The sequence below is a fragment of the Bradyrhizobium australafricanum genome, assembly GCF_020329495.1.
GTDB classification, from domain to species: Bacteria; Pseudomonadota; Alphaproteobacteria; order Rhizobiales; family Xanthobacteraceae; genus Bradyrhizobium; species Bradyrhizobium australafricanum.
The window spans coordinates 1-18334 of record NZ_JAGKJL010000103.1 but is presented as its reverse complement, the minus strand read 5'-3'; the positions used below and the strand labels follow the sequence as shown (position 1 = coordinate 18334).

General features: G+C 57.4%; 13 protein-coding genes and 1 pseudogene. 9 read left to right on the top strand and 5 right to left on the bottom strand.

Features of this window, described 5'->3' with window-relative positions; translation table 11 throughout:
• On the bottom strand, nt 1-1219 hold a 1219-nt coding region (locus J6525_RS43485; RefSeq protein WP_225649248.1), incomplete at its 3' end, for an IS4 family transposase.
• A 718-nt stretch (nt 1220-1937) separates the two neighbouring features.
• On the opposite strand from J6525_RS43485, the gene J6525_RS43475 reads away from it, so the two are divergent.
• Nucleotides 1938-2297, top strand: a complete 360-nt coding sequence (locus J6525_RS43475) for a hypothetical protein (protein ID WP_225649247.1) — start codon at nt 1938-1940, stop codon at nt 2295-2297.
• A 59-nt stretch (nt 2298-2356) separates the two neighbouring features.
• Here J6525_RS43475 and J6525_RS43470 read toward each other — a convergent pair whose 3' ends face one another.
• The 3 genes from J6525_RS43470 to J6525_RS43460 are packed head-to-tail and all read right to left on the bottom strand — an operon-like array spanning nt 2357 to nt 6553.
• Nucleotides 2357-4111 carry an oleate hydratase gene (locus J6525_RS43470; protein WP_225649246.1) on the bottom strand — a complete coding sequence of 585 codons (1755 nt, stop codon included), beginning with the start codon at nt 4109-4111 and terminating at the stop codon, nt 2357-2359.
• Nucleotides 4112-4151: 40 nt separating this feature from the next.
• Complete coding sequence (locus J6525_RS43465) at nt 4152-4910, bottom strand: glucose 1-dehydrogenase (protein WP_225649245.1); 759 nt, start codon at nt 4908-4910, stop codon at nt 4152-4154.
• A gap of 26 nt (nt 4911-4936) precedes the next feature.
• The gene (locus tag J6525_RS43460) at nt 4937-6553 is read right to left on the bottom strand and encodes an oleate hydratase (protein WP_225649244.1); all 1617 of its coding nucleotides are present in this window, start codon (nt 6551-6553) and stop codon (nt 4937-4939) included.
• Nucleotides 6554-7134: 581 nt separating this feature from the next.
• On the opposite strand from J6525_RS43460, the gene J6525_RS43455 reads away from it, so the two are divergent.
• The 7 genes from J6525_RS43455 (at nt 7135) to J6525_RS43425 (ending at nt 16940) form a co-directional block, all read left to right on the top strand.
• Nucleotides 7135-7458, top strand: a complete 324-nt coding sequence (locus tag J6525_RS43455) for a hypothetical protein (RefSeq protein ID WP_225649243.1) — start codon at nt 7135-7137, stop codon at nt 7456-7458.
• A 293-nt stretch (nt 7459-7751) separates the two neighbouring features.
• Nucleotides 7752-9155 (top strand): sensor domain-containing diguanylate cyclase, encoded by a 1404-nt coding sequence (locus J6525_RS47160; RefSeq protein ID WP_141342950.1) that lies wholly within the window; start codon nt 7752-7754, stop codon nt 9153-9155.
• A gap of 182 nt (nt 9156-9337) precedes the next feature.
• The gene (locus J6525_RS43445; RefSeq protein ID WP_225649242.1) at nt 9338-9493 is read left to right on the top strand and encodes a hypothetical protein; all 156 of its coding nucleotides are present in this window, start codon (nt 9338-9340) and stop codon (nt 9491-9493) included.
• Between the two features lie 628 nt (nt 9494-10121).
• Entirely contained in the window at nt 10122-11441 is a 1320-nt protein-coding gene (locus tag J6525_RS43440) for a putative bifunctional diguanylate cyclase/phosphodiesterase (RefSeq protein ID WP_249796364.1), read from the top strand.
• 1200 nt (nt 11442-12641) lie between these two features.
• Complete coding sequence (locus J6525_RS43435; RefSeq protein WP_225649240.1) at nt 12642-13847, top strand: HlyD family secretion protein; 1206 nt, start codon at nt 12642-12644, stop codon at nt 13845-13847.
• Nucleotides 13847-15817: a glycosyltransferase family 2 protein gene (locus J6525_RS43430; RefSeq protein ID WP_225649239.1), complete on the top strand. Its 1971-nt coding sequence runs from the start codon at nt 13847-13849 to the stop codon at nt 15815-15817. Before J6525_RS43435 ends, J6525_RS43430 begins: the two co-directional genes overlap by 1 nt.
• Nucleotides 15818-15875: 58 nt before the next feature.
• Complete coding sequence (locus tag J6525_RS43425) at nt 15876-16940, top strand: cache domain-containing protein (RefSeq protein WP_225649238.1); 1065 nt, start codon at nt 15876-15878, stop codon at nt 16938-16940.
• Nucleotides 16941-17416: 476 nt separating this feature from the next.
• Here J6525_RS43425 and J6525_RS43420 read toward each other — a convergent pair.
• Nucleotides 17417-17681: pseudogene (locus J6525_RS43420) on the bottom strand (helix-turn-helix domain-containing protein).
• Between the two features lie 441 nt (nt 17682-18122).
• On the opposite strand from J6525_RS43420, the gene J6525_RS43415 reads away from it, so the two are divergent.
• Nucleotides 18123-18334: hypothetical protein (locus J6525_RS43415; protein WP_225644121.1), on the top strand; the 212-nt coding region annotated here is incomplete at its 3' end.

Here is an 18334-nt window from a genome sequence, read left to right as displayed (position 1 = left end):
TTTCGGGATCCGTCAGCGCCGTTTGCGGTACGGCATTCGGCGAGGAGCGATTGAGCATCGTCATCCAGAAGACGCGCCAACTCACAATGCAGAAGACCGCGACCAGATTGACCAGACGCTCAGCAGTTCGCAATTTTGAGTCCTCTGCTTTGCAGCCCGATTTGAGGATTTTATGGAAGACCTCGATCTTCCACCTCAACGCGTACCATTCGATCTTCTCTATGGCGTCCTTGCGCGATCGGACCGGGAGATCGGTGAGGAGCTTCCACTCGATTTTCTTTCGCCGCTTCGGCCTTCCTCGCTCTTGAGCATGGATCACGGTCAGAGCGAGTGCGGGATATTTCGTCTGTTTGCCGATCGGCGGCAGGACGCGTATGTTGCGGTACCTGATCTCAAGAACGGCGTCGTCGGGATCGCCTTTGTCGTCCTTGACCTTGATCCGATGCAGACCCTTGATCGTAACCTCGTCCATTTCGTCGGCAATTGTATGATTGCCATCCCCGGCAAGCCGATCAACACAGGTTCGCACCAAAAAATGCGTTCCAACCTCCTCGGTCAGACAAAACAGCTCATAGATGTCGCTCTCGCGATCACCAATATGAACACATCGTTCGGAGGAAGCGAGAAGGTCGGTCGATTGCCGTAAATTCTCGAGCCAGCGGATGCTCTCCTTCTGCTCGATCGGCACTCGTGTCGGATTGATCTTTCGCTTCAGCGCCGTCGTCCCCTTGAACTTCTTGCGGGTCCAGAACTTGATTGCCGACAGTCCGAGCGGAAGCCCCTCGGTCGTCACGGCCAGACTCGAATGCATCAGGATGCCGCACTGTGTGCGTCCCGCCGTCTTGCCCGTAAAGCCGATCAGATCCGGCTTCTCGCGCTTGAAGCTGAACTCCGTCGTGTCATGGAGGACGAGAATCGGTCCCTCCGTCGCCGCTACGCGCCCGCGCGTCGCCTCGAAATGACCGCAAAGAATATCCGCCTCGTTGACCCGTTCGTTGGAGAGGAAGCGATAGGCGGCCTTCGTGTTGGCCCAATCCTGACAAACCAGCGGGATGCTTTGACCCATGTCGCTCCCGATTTGTGCGAGCAATTTGCAGAACCGGCGGCCAAGCCGCTCATCCTTAAACTCGCATCCCGCAACTTCCCCATCAACCCACGTCTCGATACCAGTCGTCAATCGCTGAGCACGCGCCCCCGCGCATTCCTTCACCAAGTCCATCGAGCACCCCGCGCTTCCGAATCAGGCGCTCAGCAAGGAATCACAACAGATTCTACCGATTCAAGATTTCGCCCGCGGCGCCTCGCTCAAATCCGACGTCAAATGTGGGTAATTGAAAGGTCTCTTTGCCGCTTACGGTGAGATCACTGCTCCTTGCGGAGTACCTACTCGCGCTACGGACTTCAATCCACCTTCGACAACGCCAGCGGTTAACCATGCGTATCAGTAGAGCCGGCGGTGGGTCTGCGTCCCTGTGCTCGAGGAACTGCGTCAGCCACTCGTGATCGATCGTATCGTTCCGCCCCTCCAGCAATCCATAGGAAAAGCCGAGAAAGTCCACCTCGTAAATCGCATTCAAGACCGTCGTCACCGCGTGCTGGACGATCTTATCTTCCAACACCGCGATTCCGAGCGGTCTCAGTTTGCCATTTATCTTGGGGATGTACACTCGGCGAAACGGGAGTGCCCGATAGCGGCCTGACTGGACCGCGTCCCAAAGCACTTCGATTCGCTCGTCGAGTCCTTCTCGCGTAGTCACGCCATGTCACTCCGTCGACCGGTGGTGCTGGGCTTACGGCACTCCTGTCTGGAATTGACTGGCGGATGCCGCAGGCAACCTGGCGTCCACAGGCTTCCGGTTAAGCTGTGGCTCTTTGACTCACCGCCGCAATCCGGCGGGATTTTTTGCGGCGAACATGGTTGATTCGTCCTCGGGACGATGCCCACAGATCCGCTGCCCGCCGACCTTGCCGCTGCGCATGCGATGATCATTGCGCCGCGCGAACAGCTGGCGAAGAGCGAAGCGACGGTCGGCCGGCTGGAAATCGAGCGGCTGAACCTGATGCTGGCCAAGGCACGGCGAGAACAGCTGCTGGTCGAGCAGTTCGAACTCGCCATCGAGGATCCTGAAGAGACTCAGGCGAAGCAGGAAACAAAAGCCGAGTTCGCCGCGCCAGAAGTCGCCCAACAGAAGCGTACGCAAAATCCACAGCCCCCGCGATGCGCCCTACCGGATAACCTGCCGGTCGAATGCATCGTCGAAGCCATGCCTTGCGTGTGGCAAGTGCGGCAGGGGTAAGGAGCGTTTGGGCGACATCAGTGAGGGGCGACGGGTACCGCACGATGATTGCCCGGCAATCAGATGATATTCATAGTAGTTTTGTCGGACTCTATCGCGCCGACATTCTTCAGCATCAGCTCGCGCAAGAACGCCGGTTCCGGGATTTGGACTTCCTTGCCATCGCGCAGCCTGCGGACTCCTGCGAGCAGCTTGCGGATATCATAGGTCGAATTGAACACTTCCGGCACACAACGTTCGACGTTGAGGAGCGTGTATGCGGCCTCCATCGCCGTGCGAACGGAGTATTCCGTCGTGAAGACGCAATCGCGCTCCGTCGCCTCAGCGAACTGGCCGATGAAGGCAAAGTTGACGGCGCCGTTCGGCACAACATTCGGACGATCACCCGCCTGTCGCGGCATGAAGAGAGAAGTGACGTAAGGCATCATGACCGGCACTGTCTTTGCGGCCGTTACGGCGAGTCCCGCTATGTCCTCGGCCGGCACGCCGATATGATAAAGCCATTCCTGCGTGATTTCCTCGCCCGTGCAATGTTGCATTGGCTTGTTCACGTAATCGCCGGGCCTATCAACGAAAAGCGAATAGAGCCAGACGACGATCTGATTGCTCGGCTGGTGCTTGAAATGCGGCTGCCGGTTTACGGTCCAACTGAGCAGCCAGCTCGAATCCTTCGCCGTGACTATCCCCCCCGTGACGACCTTGCCGCTAAACGGGTCACGTTTAGCGATCTTGCGGATATAGGTGGGGATACGCGAATCTAGAGTCGTAATGGTCGCCGACTCCCATTTGGTTGCAGGGATATCGCCGGCAAAGACGTCTGGGCGGCCGAAAGCTGTGTCCTTCACAGCAATACGTCGCCACAGATCCCAAGCAGGCGCCGGGCCTTGGTCGAGCCTAGAGGGCGTGTGATGGTCTCCCTTGTCCGAGTTTTCAGTGAGCGAGCCGATCGTCAGAAATACAAGATCGTCGGCGCCAAGGCCGATGCCGCCCGCGACGCCATCCTCCAGCCAGTGAATGGCCGTTGCCTGCTTGCATCCAGACTTGATGTCGAAATCGACATTGGTGACTTCTACGCCGTAGCGGAAGCTAACGCCCTGCTCCAAAAGCCATTTGCACAGCGGTAGAACCAGGGATTCATACTGATTGTACCTGGTAAACTTCAGCGCGCTGAAATCCGGCAAGCCGCCAAGATGGTGAACAAATCGGTGCAGGTAAAGTTTCATCTCGAGAGCAGAATGCCATTCCTGAAAAGCGAACATCGTTCGCCAATAAAGCCAGAAATTGCTGTTCAGGAAATCACTTCCGAACACTTCGTCGATGCGCTTGTTTTCCATCTCGTCGCGGGAGGCAAGAAAGACTGCTATCAATTCATTGAGCGCCCGTTCGCTCAGCCTGAAAAGGCCCCCTGTGCACGCATCCTGTCCCTGGTCCACAGTCGCCCGCTGCAACGAGTAGTTCGGATCATCCTTGTTCAACCAGTAGAATTCGTCGAGGACGCTGGCACCTTCTATTTCGAGCGAAGGGATCGATCGGAATAAATCCCATAGACATTCAAAATGATCCTCCATTTCGCGGCCGCCCCGGATCACGAAGCCCCTTTCCAGGTCTTGGCCGCCGTCGAGCGCCCCACCGGGTATTTTCAGCCGTTCCAAGATGGTAATCCGATCGCCGCGCATATGGCCATCGCGGATCAGGAAGGCTGCGCCGGAAAGCGCTGCCAGGCCTGCACCGACGAACCACGCCGTCTTATTGTCCACACCTTCAGGTTTGCGGGCACGGGCAAATGCTTCGTAATTTCCGCTACCATGATTCATGGACTACTCCGTCCGGGTGAGATTGACGATCCGTTGAGCATCAGAAGATGTTCTCGGGTGCCGGGCATTTGCGCGGGACGCCGATCGTCAGGCCGCCATCGATGACGATCTCGGAACCAGTGAGGTAGCTGGACTCATCGCTGAGTAGGAACAAGACTGCCTGCGAGACTTCCTGGGGCTCGGCTGGCCGGCCGAGCGGAACGGGGAAAAGAGAGGACTCGAAGCTCGCGGTCATCGGGGTGGCGATCAGGCCGGGATGGATCGAGTTGACGCGGACCCCCGAGGCCGCGACCTCCAGCGCAGCGGATTTGGTTATGCCCCGTACGCCGAACTTGGAAGCGACGTAGGCATGGAGGCCGGCACTGCCTCGCAGCCCCTCAACCGACGAGACGTTGACAATCGAACCTCCGCCGGCGCGCCTGATGGCCGGCAAGGCCGCCTGCATTCCGAGGAATACACCGGTCAAATTGACGGCGATTGTCTTGTGCCATTGGTCCAGCGGGAACTCCTCGAGGGGGGCCACGTTGGCGATCCCCGCGTTGTTGACCAGCCCGTGCAGGGCGCCGAACCGCCGTTCTGCGCTTGCGATCACCTCGGTCCACTCCCCCGACTGGGTAACGTCCTGACGGACATAGATGGCGGATTCGCCAAGTTGAGCGGCAAGAGCTTCCCCCTCTATATGCAGAATATCAGTGATGACCACCTTGGCCCCCTCCGCAACCAATAGGCGCGCGTGAGCCGCGCCTATCCCGCGAGCTGCGCCCGTCACGAGAATTACTTTGTTGTTCACACGTCCCATGACAGAATCCTGCTTCCTGCGGTTGATCAGTGGCGGTGCAGCGTCTTCCAGGCATCAAAGAGGACGCTGGGATCATGCTGGCCTTTGTAAAAGGGTGAGACCGGACGCTGGACGCCGAGTAGGCCGAAAACAGCGATCTGCGCCGCGCGCACGGAATATTCGACGGTAAAGACTACGTCGTCGGGGATCTCGCAGAATTGGCCGATGAAGGCGAGATTGCGCGATCCGTTCGGAATGACCTCCGGTCGGTCGGACCTCGCGCGCGGCATGAACTGGGCCGTAACGTAAGGCATCAGCGACGTCATGACGCGCGAAGTGTCGAGAGTGTGCGCAATGCTCTCTGTGAATCGCAGGTGCGAGAGCAACTCGGTGAGGATTTCACGCCCCGTGCACTCCGCCATAGGTTTATGCACAAATTGACCTCGCTTGTCCGGGAAAAGTCCGTATCCCCACCAGACCCAGACATTCTTCGGCTGTTCGTAATAGTGCGGTTGATGATTAAGGACGACGGTCAGGAGCCAATTGGAGTCTTTGATCGTTATCAACCCGCCCTTGCCGGCTCGACTGCCGGAGAGGACTTCAAGCCGGTCGAAGAAGCTCGAGTCGTCTGCAGTGACCGTAAATGATTCAAATTTGGACTGATCGATGTTGGAGACGAAAGCAGCGGGGCGACCGAAGTCTGGGCTTTTGGCGGCCAGGCGCTCCCAAAGTTGCCAGGAGCCTCCGGCTCGCCGCGTATTCGGCACCGGAACCGTGTCCATAGAACCGTAGCTGGTGTCGGATGTCATTGACCCATTGGTGACGAACACAACGTCCCGTTCGGACAGCTCGATGGCGCGATCCTCGCCGCCCTTCCGATAGTGCAAACGGGTCGCGGTCTTCTGGCCGCCCTCGACCACCACATCAATATCGGTCACTTCCGCTCTCATCTCGAGCCGCACGCCCCGTGCCTTCAACCATGCGACAATTGGGCGGACTACCGCATCGAACTGGTTGAACTGCGTGCGGTAGATTCCCGCCATCGTATCGATCGTCGAGAACAGATGCAGGAAGCGTAAACAGTAGCGCTTGAACTCGACCACACTATGCCAAGGCGCAAAAGCAAAGGTCGTGGACCAGATAAGCCAGAAGTTGCTGCGGAAAAACCCGGGTTTGAACCAATCTTGGATCGTCCTGACGCCGAGCACAGATTCTGGCGTCGCGCAAAGAGCGATCAGGTCGAGCCGATCCCTCTCGCTGAAACCCAGATCTGAGACGTCGACGATCTGGCCGCCCGAAACCAGGCGGGCCTTATCGTTCCAGAAGAAATCCTGATGAAACTCCATCAGTTCGTCCTTGGCCGACTTCGTCGGGTCGGCAATCGAAGGAATGAAGGACAACAAGTCGTAGGTGCAGTTGAACTTCTCCTCGAACATGCGCCCGCCACGCATGACATATCCATCCTTCGGATCGCCATGCGCGTCGAGGCTTCCGCCGAACTGCTCCATTTGTTCGAAAAGGACGATATTTGGGCCCGAAAGCCCGCCCTCCTTGAGGAGGTAGGCCGCTGCGGCCAAGGCGGCAATGCCTGTTCCGATCAAATAGGCTTTGCCAGCCGCCTGCTTAGGTGATCCTAGGGGGGAAACGGGAGAAGCAGAGCACATAAGGTTCTCCGGCATATTAGCGGTTGGACTTCAGTCAGTGCAATCGGCGGGCCGATACGGCCCCTGCAAAGAATGTCGTGAAATTACAGCTCCGGAATCCATCACTGCAAAGATCTTAAGCAGCAACTGCGCCGCGTTTCCGAGACCCAATCAAAGGCATGCCAGCAGAATTTCGCAGCACGCAAAACACCGATTGGAGGCCTTGCTTGAATACGGAATGGAAGAGTAGTCGTGGCGGGTTTCTGACTTTGCCGTCATCAACCAGACAGGAGCGGCAAAACGGAAGTTCATATACTGCCGGTGATGCCTATGCCGACTACTATGCTAACGTTCCAGGGCGAGCAGTTTGGCCAGTGCCAACTAAGCGGGGTTGTTGCCTATTCCTGCAAGATCGCGCCATCGGGCGCGCTTACACCGAAGCGGCACCGCATTTTCTAGGTACTGAAAACTATCTGGCAGGCCGAATATTAGCCGCCTACAAGATTTGGCAGGGGCTTAGCTCAACCCGCTTCTGTATATAGCGGAACCTCTGTCCCGCATTTCGGCGCGGGGACAACCCTGGCAGATAACGGAGGCCACAAATGGCGTACAAGAAACTCGTCAATCAAAGTGGGCTGACACTTACGGTGTTACTCATCACGCGCGTCGGCTCAGAGCCGAACCAGTCCGGACCAATCGTCGCAGCGGCGCTACCGGTGGGGGGGAAGCAAACGATTGAGTACGGTAATGCGCAGAATCCTTTCCTCAACGGGCTTGTGATTTCCTCATCTTCCGATGGCGCGTTTTCGAATGGGTCGCAGATCGTGACAACTCGGGGCAGCAGCTGGGATACCGTACTGAACACGCACGACACCCTTACCTTTAACGGAGCGGGTGGACTGAACGTGGTGGGATCGAACACATAACCCGTCACGGCGCCGGCGATTCCGTGGCGACAGAACTTGGCCGCTCGTGGATGACAAGATGATGCTGGCGGCGTCGCCGCTCTGCTCAAGTAGGTGCAGCAGATGGACCGAAAGGATGAAGCGCATTACCTGCGCGCCCGTCAGCGGTGATCGTCAGTGCCGGGCTGTTAGATGGCCTTCGGCGGAAGACAAATCATGATTCCTTGTACAGCAGGACTCCAAGGTCTCTGAAGAAAGACCCAACGGTTCATGAAAGGACCGCGTAGGAGCATCTTGGAACGACGGTATAGCATATGAGTACCAATCTTACGGTGCACGAGCCGCCCAACACGTTGCGGCTGGTCACAGAGGCCTATACGAGCCTTCTCATCATCGGCCTCGCCCTGCTGCCCACTCAGTTCATCGCTTATCTTCACTTCCAGCAAGATCCCGCGCTGAAGTTTGAGGATCACCTCTTCCACGAGTTCGCCATCGCCGTCGCCACCCTCGAGGGGCTGTTCGTCACATATGTGACTTGGCGTTGCTACCGGTCTTCAGGCGAGCCTTTGTTGCGCTGGTTGACACTTGGTTTTCTGGCGTTCGCGCTGATCTATTCGCTGCACGGTGCCTTCACCGGGATGGCACACCGCAATATTTGGCTGTTTCTGCTCTATGGGCCGGCTTCGCGTCTAGCGATGTCGATTTTGCTCTTCGTCGGGCTGCTCAGCTACAATCAGCCCTCAGACGAGTTCGATAAGCGTTCGGGCGCACGCGCATGGCTGATGTGGATTGGCCTATTCCTAACGGTGGACATCGCCGTCGCACTGCTCGCCTATTCTTCATATGCAGGGCACCCGGCGGTCCGCTTGTCCATGGAGGGCGGCGCATTGCTATTCAGTATGTTGAACGTCTTGGTCATGCTCATGCGACGGATTCACTCGCCGCTCATGCTTGTTTTCGGCGTTTCGGTCGCGTGGTTTGCGCTATCGTCGCTCGCATTCATTCTGGCGGCGCCATGGAATCATATGTGGTGGCTGGCCCACGCGATCTTTGCTGGCGGGTTCTTCTTACTCAGCTACGGAGTTGTCCAGGCTTTCCGAACAACGCAATCGTTCGCGACTATCTATAGCCAGGAAGAAATGACGGCCCGCCTGGCCCAATCGATGGCCGACACTCAAAAGGCGCTCCAGCAAGTGCAGATGAGCAATCAAAGGTTGGAGCGGCTTGCCGCCACCGATCCACTGACTGGTGCCGGGAATCGGCGCCACTTCATCGAGCATATCGGCGCCGAGATCGCGCGGGCCAAGCGGACCGGTGCTCCATTGTCTCTGCTATCGCTAGATCTCGACCATTTCAAGGATATCAATGACTCACGCGGCCACAGCGTCGGCGATGAAGTCCTGCGCGTATTCGTACGAAAGTGTTTGGAGGCGATCCGGCCTTACGATTCTGTCGCGCGCGTGGGTGGTGAAGAATTCATGGTATTGCTTCCGGGGGCGACACTCGACGCGGCTAGCGCGGTAGCCGAACGCCTTCGGTCCGCGATCGAACGCACTGCATTCGAAGTCGGAGCCGAACCGTCGGTTGGCGTCACCATCAGTGCTGGAGTGTCGGAGTTCGGGCGCGATGGAGACACGCTCGACCAGTTCTTGAACGTCGCCGATCAGCGACTCTATCGCGCAAAATTTGAAGGTCGCAACCGTGTGGTTGTCGCTTAGGTTATCGTTGATTGTGCACTTAGCCTCAGGTCCGCCTTGGCCCGACGCCGGTTCTCGCTGTCATTCTCCGAGTCAGAGCCACAATCCTACGAACAACTATTCGGTCATGGTTCATCAATTGCAATGTTTGCAGGTGAGTTCGCACCGCAACAGGCTGCGGCCACTAGCCGCCGGGAGTTGCCATGTCGTTGCTTGCTACGGCGCTCGACAGCCGTCGCTCCAGCGCTCAGCTGCCGGTCGCCTCACCCCGCGAGGCCAGCGGCTCCGGCCGCGTGCCGCGGTCGCCGATCCGCTCGCCAGGCAATTGGCAGAAAATCCGGCTCAGAGGGCACTCCTAGCAGGAACCTAGTTGCACTGATCGCTATCGCATCGTAAACTGGCGTTCGCCCTTACGTTCGCGCTCTAGGTGTTCAAAGTCTTGAAGCAGCATATTGAGAACGTAACTTGTTGCTACGGCCGCGTTAACGACGTGCCACTTCCTGTTCCCTTGAACACAACTTTGCCGGGAGCCACTTTCGCGCCCCTATCGCGCATCACAGCTTGCGAAGCCGTTACTGAAGTTCATCGGCGCACAACGTCTGGTCCAGTCAAGATTCATGCTGCCGGCGAGAACCTCAAGACCAATCTGCATTGGGTTTGACTGAGATGAGATTTTCGACTCCACGATCGCGCCTATTGCACTTCGATTGGCGTAGTTCTGCCACGAGGGACTTCATTGCTCTCTTCGGCAGCCTCGTTCTCGCTTCAGCCTTAGCGCATCTCTGTGAGCTTGGCTCTCGCTTGATTCGGCTGGGGCGGAGCTTAGATTCGGCACTCGACGACGTCGTATTCACCATATTCGTTGCGTTCTTACTCTGCGTTTCGCTAACAATCTTCAGTGTCCGGCGCTATCGAGAACTCGCGCGCGAAACTGAAGCCCGAACCATTGCAGAAGGAGACGTCTGCGATTTAGGGCGACACGATCCATTGACCGGCCTGCCGAACCGCCGTCTGTTTGATGAAGAGCTTGATCTGTGCCTTGGCCTCGCCACTGACACGCATCAAGTCGCTATTCTGATGCTTGGCCTCGACGGCTTCAAGCGAATCAAGGACACGCACGGCCACGCAGCGGAGGATAAGGCACTCGGCGAATTTGCCAAAAGGCTTACCGACATCTTGCGCAAGGACGGCGTCCTAGCGAGGATCGGAGGCGACGAATTCGGGATCGTTTTGCCAAACATTAGCTCCCTTGAAGATCCTGCCAATCTGGCGCGCCGCATTGTGGCATCCGCCGCCGACACTTTCGCGACTGAGACTGGCGCAGCCGAGCTTGGTGTTGGAATTGGCATCGCCATCGCTCCGCTTGACGGCGTCAATCCCCACGAATTGGTCAGGCGCGCTGAACGCGCGCTTTATCGCGCGCAAGGCGACGGCAGGTCGCGTGTTCGCTTTTTCGAACCAGACATGGACGTGCATGTCGAGCGGCGCGTTCAAATCGAACGTGAGCTTCGCAGCGCTGTCGCGGCGGATATTATCGAGCCGCACTATCAGCCGCTGGTTTCACTCGAAAGTAATCGCATTATCGGGTTCGAGGCCTTGGCGCGTTGGGAAAACAGGACATTGGGGAATATCCCGCCCGACGTGTTTATTCCGATTGCAGAAGAAACGGGGCTCATCAAGGCACTTGGAGATCAGCTTCTTCGCCGCGCCTGTCTTGATGCCAATGCGTGGCCGGAGACGTTTTCGCTTGCCTTCAACATTTCGCCTGTTCAATTGCGTGATTCCGCGCTCGGAGAGCGCATTCTATCGGCCCTTGCGCAAACCGGCTTCAGTCCACGCCGCCTGGAGATTGAAATTACCGAGAGCGCGTTCGTGGAGAAAACCGGCGTTGCGAAGGCCGTGATCGACGAACTTCGTCAAGCCGGCGTCCGCATCGCGCTCGATGATTTCGGAACAGGTTATGCTACGCTCAGCCAGCTGCTTTCGTTTCGCCTTGACAAGATCAAGATCGACCGCAGCTTTGTGTCGCATCTCGACGACAGTACCGACAGCCGGGTGATCGTTCGTGCTATACTTGGCCTTGCTAAAGGATTCGGTTTGACGACCACGGCCGAGGGGATCGAAGACGAAAGCCAGCTGATCTATCTGGCGGCCAATGGTTGTACAGAAGGACAAGGCTACCTATTCAGTGGTGCCGTTCCAGCCGCCCGCATTCCCGCGCTCCTTAATCGCGAAGCTGGCCGCCGAGCGATTACTGATGATGGAGCAAGAAGTCTACATGCGGGAGTCGACGCGCTGAGTTCTTGAGGAGCTTCCGCCACAAGACGGTTTTCCGAGCAAGTCATGGCACCCCTCCAAGGAAACCTCGAGCATGCTTGGGAAGCGCTCAATCAGAAAACGGGCTCTAGATTTGCGACGCTGCATTGAATACAGAATCGGCAATTGCATTGTTGCTCAGGGTAGGCGCATTCACTTGGACAGGCGGCCGCTTTAAGAAATCACATCGGCCCGTTCACTGGCGGGGGCCTGTCGTGTTTCACCTTTTTGAACAGCTCGAACGTGAACGCGCCGGGGCTCCGAGAACCGCCCCACTTCTTCAGGCCGCGCGAGCGGCCAAGCCTGATCTTCGACCAACTCTCTTCGCCCCGACGGTGTGCAGATGGGCATGGTTGGAAGCAGCGGCGGTCAGATATCTCCGGAGTCCGGGCATCGTCTCGAGGATCCGTCACCGAACGCGCCCATACGCGCGATCCAAAGCACACTGCCACGAGCATCCGGTTGTACTGAAGCTCTTCTGACGAGGCCCTCTATCATCAGCGACGCCCCCGAGGCCGCATCACTCAACACCAAACGAACCACCCAAGGCTCCCAACACAAAACCTAGTCTCACTTTGCGGTCTCGCGTGAGGACATGACGTAGACTGTCCGATTTCTGACATGCTGTCGGTCTGGTCCGCTTCCTTGGAAAATTTCCTTTACTGATCAAGCTCTCGCACCTGGCACAAGGTTTGAAGAGAAGGGGCCATCCACCGCAGCCGCTCGGGAACCGAGCGTTACAATACTGCTTCTTCGGCTATGACCCTTTTTCGCAACGATACGAGCTGCCACATGGAGTCAGTCTCAATAGCACGTCACAAAACCTGCCCTCAATGTGGCTCCGCATTGATCCACCTTGAGCGGCATGAGCGCATCGGTGCGCGGAAGGTCCAAGATCTATGGCGCTGCTGGAACTGCAGAACGAATTCCTCACCGTTGCCACTTCTGACGAGAAGGATCCCCCTGCCACTGAGATCACGAAACTATTCTTTACCAGCCTGTTAGTCTGATCAATGACGCCTGAGCCGCTAACACTCTTATCCGAGCAGCACCGGGCTTGGCAATCCAGAGCGGGGGTGAAGGGTCGCTTAGGGAAAACCCTTCGACCTCAGGCTGCTCGGTCTATGTTTGCCCCGGATTGGCACGACTGCTGCGCGACCTTCCCATCATAGATGTAGTTGGATTGTCTTTATGAGGTTCGTACGTGCAATCGTCGGCTCGGCCCTGTTGGCAGTGGGATTGTACGTTGTTATCGGTGAACACTTCGCTGGAACATCGGCGGATGCGACGCTCAATGCTCGACTCTACATCGTTCGCGCCCCAATCGAAGGAAAGGTAATGCTTGCTGTAAAGAGCATCGGCGCGCGCATTAGCCCCGGCGAGCTCATAGCAGAAATCAACGACCAACGCTTCGATACCGCGAGGCTTCTCGAGCTCGATCGCGATCGTGCAAACCAGCAAATCGAGCTCAACCGCCTCCTTGGCCACCGAGAGGCCCTTTCGGCATCCAGGTCTCGCTTCGATGCTCAATCAACTGATTACCAGCGTGGCAGGGTTCGGCAGATCGAGGCCCGAATTGCCGAAACGAAAGCAGCTCAAGACGCTGCGGCCGCGCGCCTTCGTCAAGCGGACGCAGAATTCAAGCGGGCAAACGAACTAAGCACGCGAGGTGTACAGACGGCGGCGAATCTGGATCGCGCTCGCGCTACCTACGACGTCGCGCAGCAAGAACTGGAGAGTGCGCAGCAGCGAGTGAATTACCTAGAGACGGAACTCACGTCCGCTCGAGACGGAATCTTCATCGGGGAGTCCTATAACGACGCTCCCTCCTCGGCTCAACGTATCCGAGAGCTCCAGCAGCGGCTGGCCGAGTTGAATGTCGACAAGGAGCAGGTGAAGGCGCGTATTGTCCAACTCGACGGGCAAATCGATGCCGAGCGTCTTCGTGTCAATAGTTTGAGCTTCGCTACGCTTAATACCAGCGTCGTTGGTCTAGTCTGGGACATATTAATAGACGATGGCCAATATGCGCGGCGCGGTCAGGATCTCGTCAAGATCGTCGACTGCAGTACGCTGATCGTCACCGCGGGCGTCAGCGAATCTCTATACGATAGCCTTTCGGTTGGAACGGCCGCCCAATTTCGGTTGTTCGGGGATGATCGTATTTTCAATGGAACCATAACCCGCCTTGGCGGATCCGGTGCGGCCTCACTCTACACCAATCTTGCGGTGGGCCCGAGTGCACAACATCTCCAGCGCTTTGATGTCACCGTGACTGTTTCGGACCTTGCAACAGAGCCAGATCTCGGCTGCGCGATTGGGCGTACTGGACGCGTCATCTTCACGGGCGGCCCAATCGCTCAATTCCGTCGATTTATCACGCGGTACGGACTCTAATGCTTCTGCTGTCACCAATCGCTGCTGCCTTCGCAGGCGCTGCTTTCATAATAGGGCTCCGTCTTACCGTCTTTCCCTTGCTCAATCCGATGAAGTGGTATTGGCGCGCTCTCCTCCTCGGCATGGCCGCCTTACTGTCTTGGCGTTATATGGCTTGGCGGTTTAACGAAACGTTGGCGCCGCTCGACTGGACTGCGGACGCGCTGTTCAGTTGGGGATTCGCCATGCTCGAAGCTCTAACAGTGCTGTCCTCTACCATCGCGTTTTTTATACTGTCACGGGTGAAAGAGCGGACGTCCGAAGCAGACCAGTACTCCGAATGGTGGCTGCCTGGAGAAGCGCCGCGCGTGGATGTTTTCATCACGACTTACAACGAGCCGTCGGAAGTACTCGAGCGCACGATCGTTGGCGCGACGGAAATCCGCTATCCACGGCTTAGGATTTTTATTCTCGACGACGGCGCCAGGGAGTGGGTGCGGCAACTTTGCGAGCTGCACGAAATCGGATACCTCGCGCGCTCGGACAAGGAGCATGCTAAAGCGGGGAACATCAATCATGCAATTCGCGCGCGCGCTCGAGATCCCGCCCCCCCGGCCTTTGTTGCTGTACTTGACGCCGACTTCGTTCCTCATGCGGACTTCATCGAGCGGTCGCTAGCGTTGTTTCACGAGCCAACCGTCGCGCTCGTGCAAACCCCGCAGCACTTCTTCAATCCTGACCCAATCCAACATAACCTCGGAATAAGCACCGCATATCCGGATGAGCAACGTCATTTCTTTGACAACGTTGAGCCGGCGCGGGACGCTTGGGGCATTGCCATCTGCTGCGGAACCTCATCTGTAATGCGGGTCCAGGCCGTCGAGCAGATTGGCTGGATTCCGACACAAAGCGTAACCGAGGACTTCCTGCTCACGCTTAAGCTCGCGGAAAACGGCTGGCAAACGGTGTACCTTAACGAGCCCTTGACTGAAGGCCTGGCTCCCGAAGGACTGAAAGAATATATCACTCAGCGTGGACGGTGGTGCCTTGGCCTGATGCAGATCGTCCGCAACTCCTACAGCCCCTTTGGCATGCGCAGCCTTGGTCTGATGCATCGAATCGGCATCATTGATTCATTGCTCTACTGGCTTAGTACCTTTCCTTTCCGGCTTGCCAGCCTGATTCTGCCACTCTTGTACTGGTGGTTTGGCATAACCATCGTGAACGCGTCGTTGGTAGACATTATAAAATATTACGTACCGTATTACCTGATGGTTCTGGTGTCCCTGAACTGGCTTTCAAAAGGCTTGTTTGTCCCGCTTCTCAACGATACGGCTCAGCTGATTGCGGCCTGGCCCATCAGCCAGGCAGCTGCTCTCGGGTTGCTGACCGGAGGATCGCATAAATTCTCGGTGACGGCCAAAGGCGGCGACCGCACCAAAGTCGTAGTTCAATGGACGTTGATGCGACCATTCTTACTCCTGCTCGGACTGACGATCGGCGGCCTGATCGTGCCGCTGAACTCCGATTTCGTCTTCAATACGTCCGCGACAGCCGGCGACGGCACGGCTATCGTGATGTTCTGGACGGTTTACAACATTCTAGTGTTGCTCGTGGCAGTCGTGGTGTGCATCGAACGACCGCGATACGATCGACCTCAGCGCCAGATCCCAGAACCAATCACGCTGGTGATCCAAGGTGAAAAGCACCGCGGATGGCTTCTCAATTTGGGCCGAGGGGGCGCGCGAATCAGTGGTCCATCCGGACTGTCGACTGGAGCAGCAGGGAAGCTCGACCTGCCCGGGATTAGCGGAGTAGACGCGCATGTTGCCGCGACAACGCGTGATGGCTATCGACTTAAGTTCTCTCCAACTCCCGAGCAAAGGGTGAAGCTTATCAAGAAGCTTCACACCAAATCTGCCATGCCAGGAACCGATCGAGGGAACATCTTGCAAATGATCCGTGAGTTGGCGCGAGCTCTAACGAGTTGAGGAGCGCGAGATGCCGAAAAGGCCTAGCCTACTTTTCTTGGTGTTCGGTGGAGGCGCCTTGCTCATATTGGTCCCTGCGATGGTGACCGCAACGATCTACACGGCTTTGCTACAGCAACGGGGAGAGCAGCTGCAATTCGACGCGTTAAGGATTCGCGGTGAATTAAGCTCCGCACTGTTGGCCCGCCGGCTCTATGGGGTCTGGATGGATGTAGCTCGGTCCGCTCAGCTCATTGACCTAACAGATCTTAAGAATGCGCGAGAACACATAGACTTCTTGAGCCGCCTTGATGGGCGCTACACTTGGCTCGGCGTGGCGGATCTCGAAGGGAACATTCTTGTGGCTAAAGACGGCATGCTCGAAGGAGCAAGCGTTGCACAGCGACCTTGGTTTAGGCGGGGCCTTGTTTCGCCGACGGCTATCGATGTACATGCCGCTCAACTGCTGGCCACCCAGTTGCCTGCAGCTCGTGAGCCCTATCGGTTTATCGACCTGGCTGCGCCATTGCACCACGCCGGCTCCGTTGCGGGAGTCATCGGCGCTCACCTTGACTGGAAATGGGTCGCAGAAGGCATGGACTCGCTACAGGTACCCGGCGTTGACGTGCTGCTGCTTTCGAGTGATCGAACCGTCCTGTTTGGTCCGCCGGATCTCATCAACAAGCCGCTTAACATCGGCTCTGCGCTTGCGGCTAGCCGCGTCACGACTGCGTCTCTACGCGAACGTTGGCCTGACGGCAGAGACTACTTCACGGTGATCGTTCCGACGGTCGGCTTCGCGAACCTTCCAAGCTTCGGCTGGTCTCTTCTGGTTCGGCAGAGTGCCGACGAGGCGCTTGCGTCCACCCGCAATTTGATCCGATCATTCTGGAGTAGTTTCGGTGCTTGCGTCATTGCCACACTGGCACTGCTCTTATGTGCGGCGCAGTGGCTGAGGACCCCCCTCCGCCGGCTCTCGAATGCAGCGGAAGCCCTCGTGCACGATGCGTCCGGGCGCCCGCCATACCCGGAGACACGCTTCAATGAAGCGGCGAGGCTCAGTGACGCGCTAGCTCGAATCCAATCGAAGCTGATGGGACACCCTGGCCGCAATTGGACCCAATCACCGGATCGAGACGACTAGCTGAAAGACGACCAGAACGATCTTGGCGGCGGACTCCCGACGCGTCGGGCGGCGGCTTTGCAATGTTCTGTCCAGTAGTTGCCGAGACTTTTCGGACAAATTGAAGGTTTTTATGGGCGCGGTAGGGACGCCGGTTTTCCAGCGCCCCCCGCTCAGATCCGCACGTCGGCCAGCCAAGCCTGAGATCGATGTCATTGAGCTTGGCGGTTTAAGCCACCCACCGAACTATGCCGAGTTGGGTCGTTTTCCCCAAGTTCTCGCATTGGCCGCCGACGCCGCACGCCCGCACGCCCGACGGGTTCGCGCCCATCTCCAAGAAATCTATGCCGCTCTCGACCTGGTCGCGTCGTTGCGCGATATCCGCAGCCCGGAGGAACGCCTCGCGGCATTTGCGGATAGCCTAACGTACGGCGCGAAGGGAAGAGGCTCCCGGCGTGCTACGGAGTGGCCGCCGGTCCGACCTTTCGCTCGCGGTCTCATCCGCGCGCCAGCTTCCGATTTCTAGAGAGGGTCTCGGGAGACTTCGCATCTTCGGCCGGCAGAACAAACAACTCGGACAGATGAATGCCGAGCGCTTCAGCAATCGACCTAGAAGATCAATTGTCGGGCTCTCCGATTGCCGCTCAAGGCTGCCCATGTACGAGCTGTCGATCCCGGCGAGGCGAGCCAATTTCCTTGCGAGATGCCTCGATCGAAGCGGAGCCTCCGCACATTCCAAGCGACAAGCGCACGAGCTTTCATGGCCTAAGCATCCCGTACGACCGAACCGTCAAACCACAGGCTATAGCCACACTATCAGCTAACGAAAGGGCTCCGACTAAGCGCGGCCTTCTTTATTAGACCTTTGGCTCAGAAATTGCACGATCACCGGCACGAGACGACGCCACACGATGGCACCGGCTCTTGCGAGGCGCAGCAAGATGGGGGGTTGGCTAGTGACGGTCGCTATCAAGGAAGACGGCGACGACGAAGAGCATAGGCACTAACTTACGCGGTCGCAGTGGCAGACCCTAAGAAAGCTGTGAAGCTAGCCTTGAAAGAGAGCGGCGCGAAGGCCGTAATGCTCAGCTGCCCTCTCGAAGCTGGGATGTTACAAAGTCGTCCGTGAAGAATGCGGATTGACCTGAGAAATAAGCAGAATTGGTCTTGATGTAGTATTCGATTTCGCAGGAAAGCGGGGTATTGGACCTCGCTTTCTTGCGTTTTAGGTTTTGCTTTTGGGTGATTCGTGATTCCCTGACGGCGTCGTCGACATTGGGGAATGCGATGAGCAAGCCGCGGGATGATCGCCAGAAAGACCTGTTGCTTCCGGCGCTTGATCAGATCATCGACATGGGTCATCCGCTGGTGCGGTTGGCAGCGCTGATCGACTGGAACATCCTGAATGAGCGCTT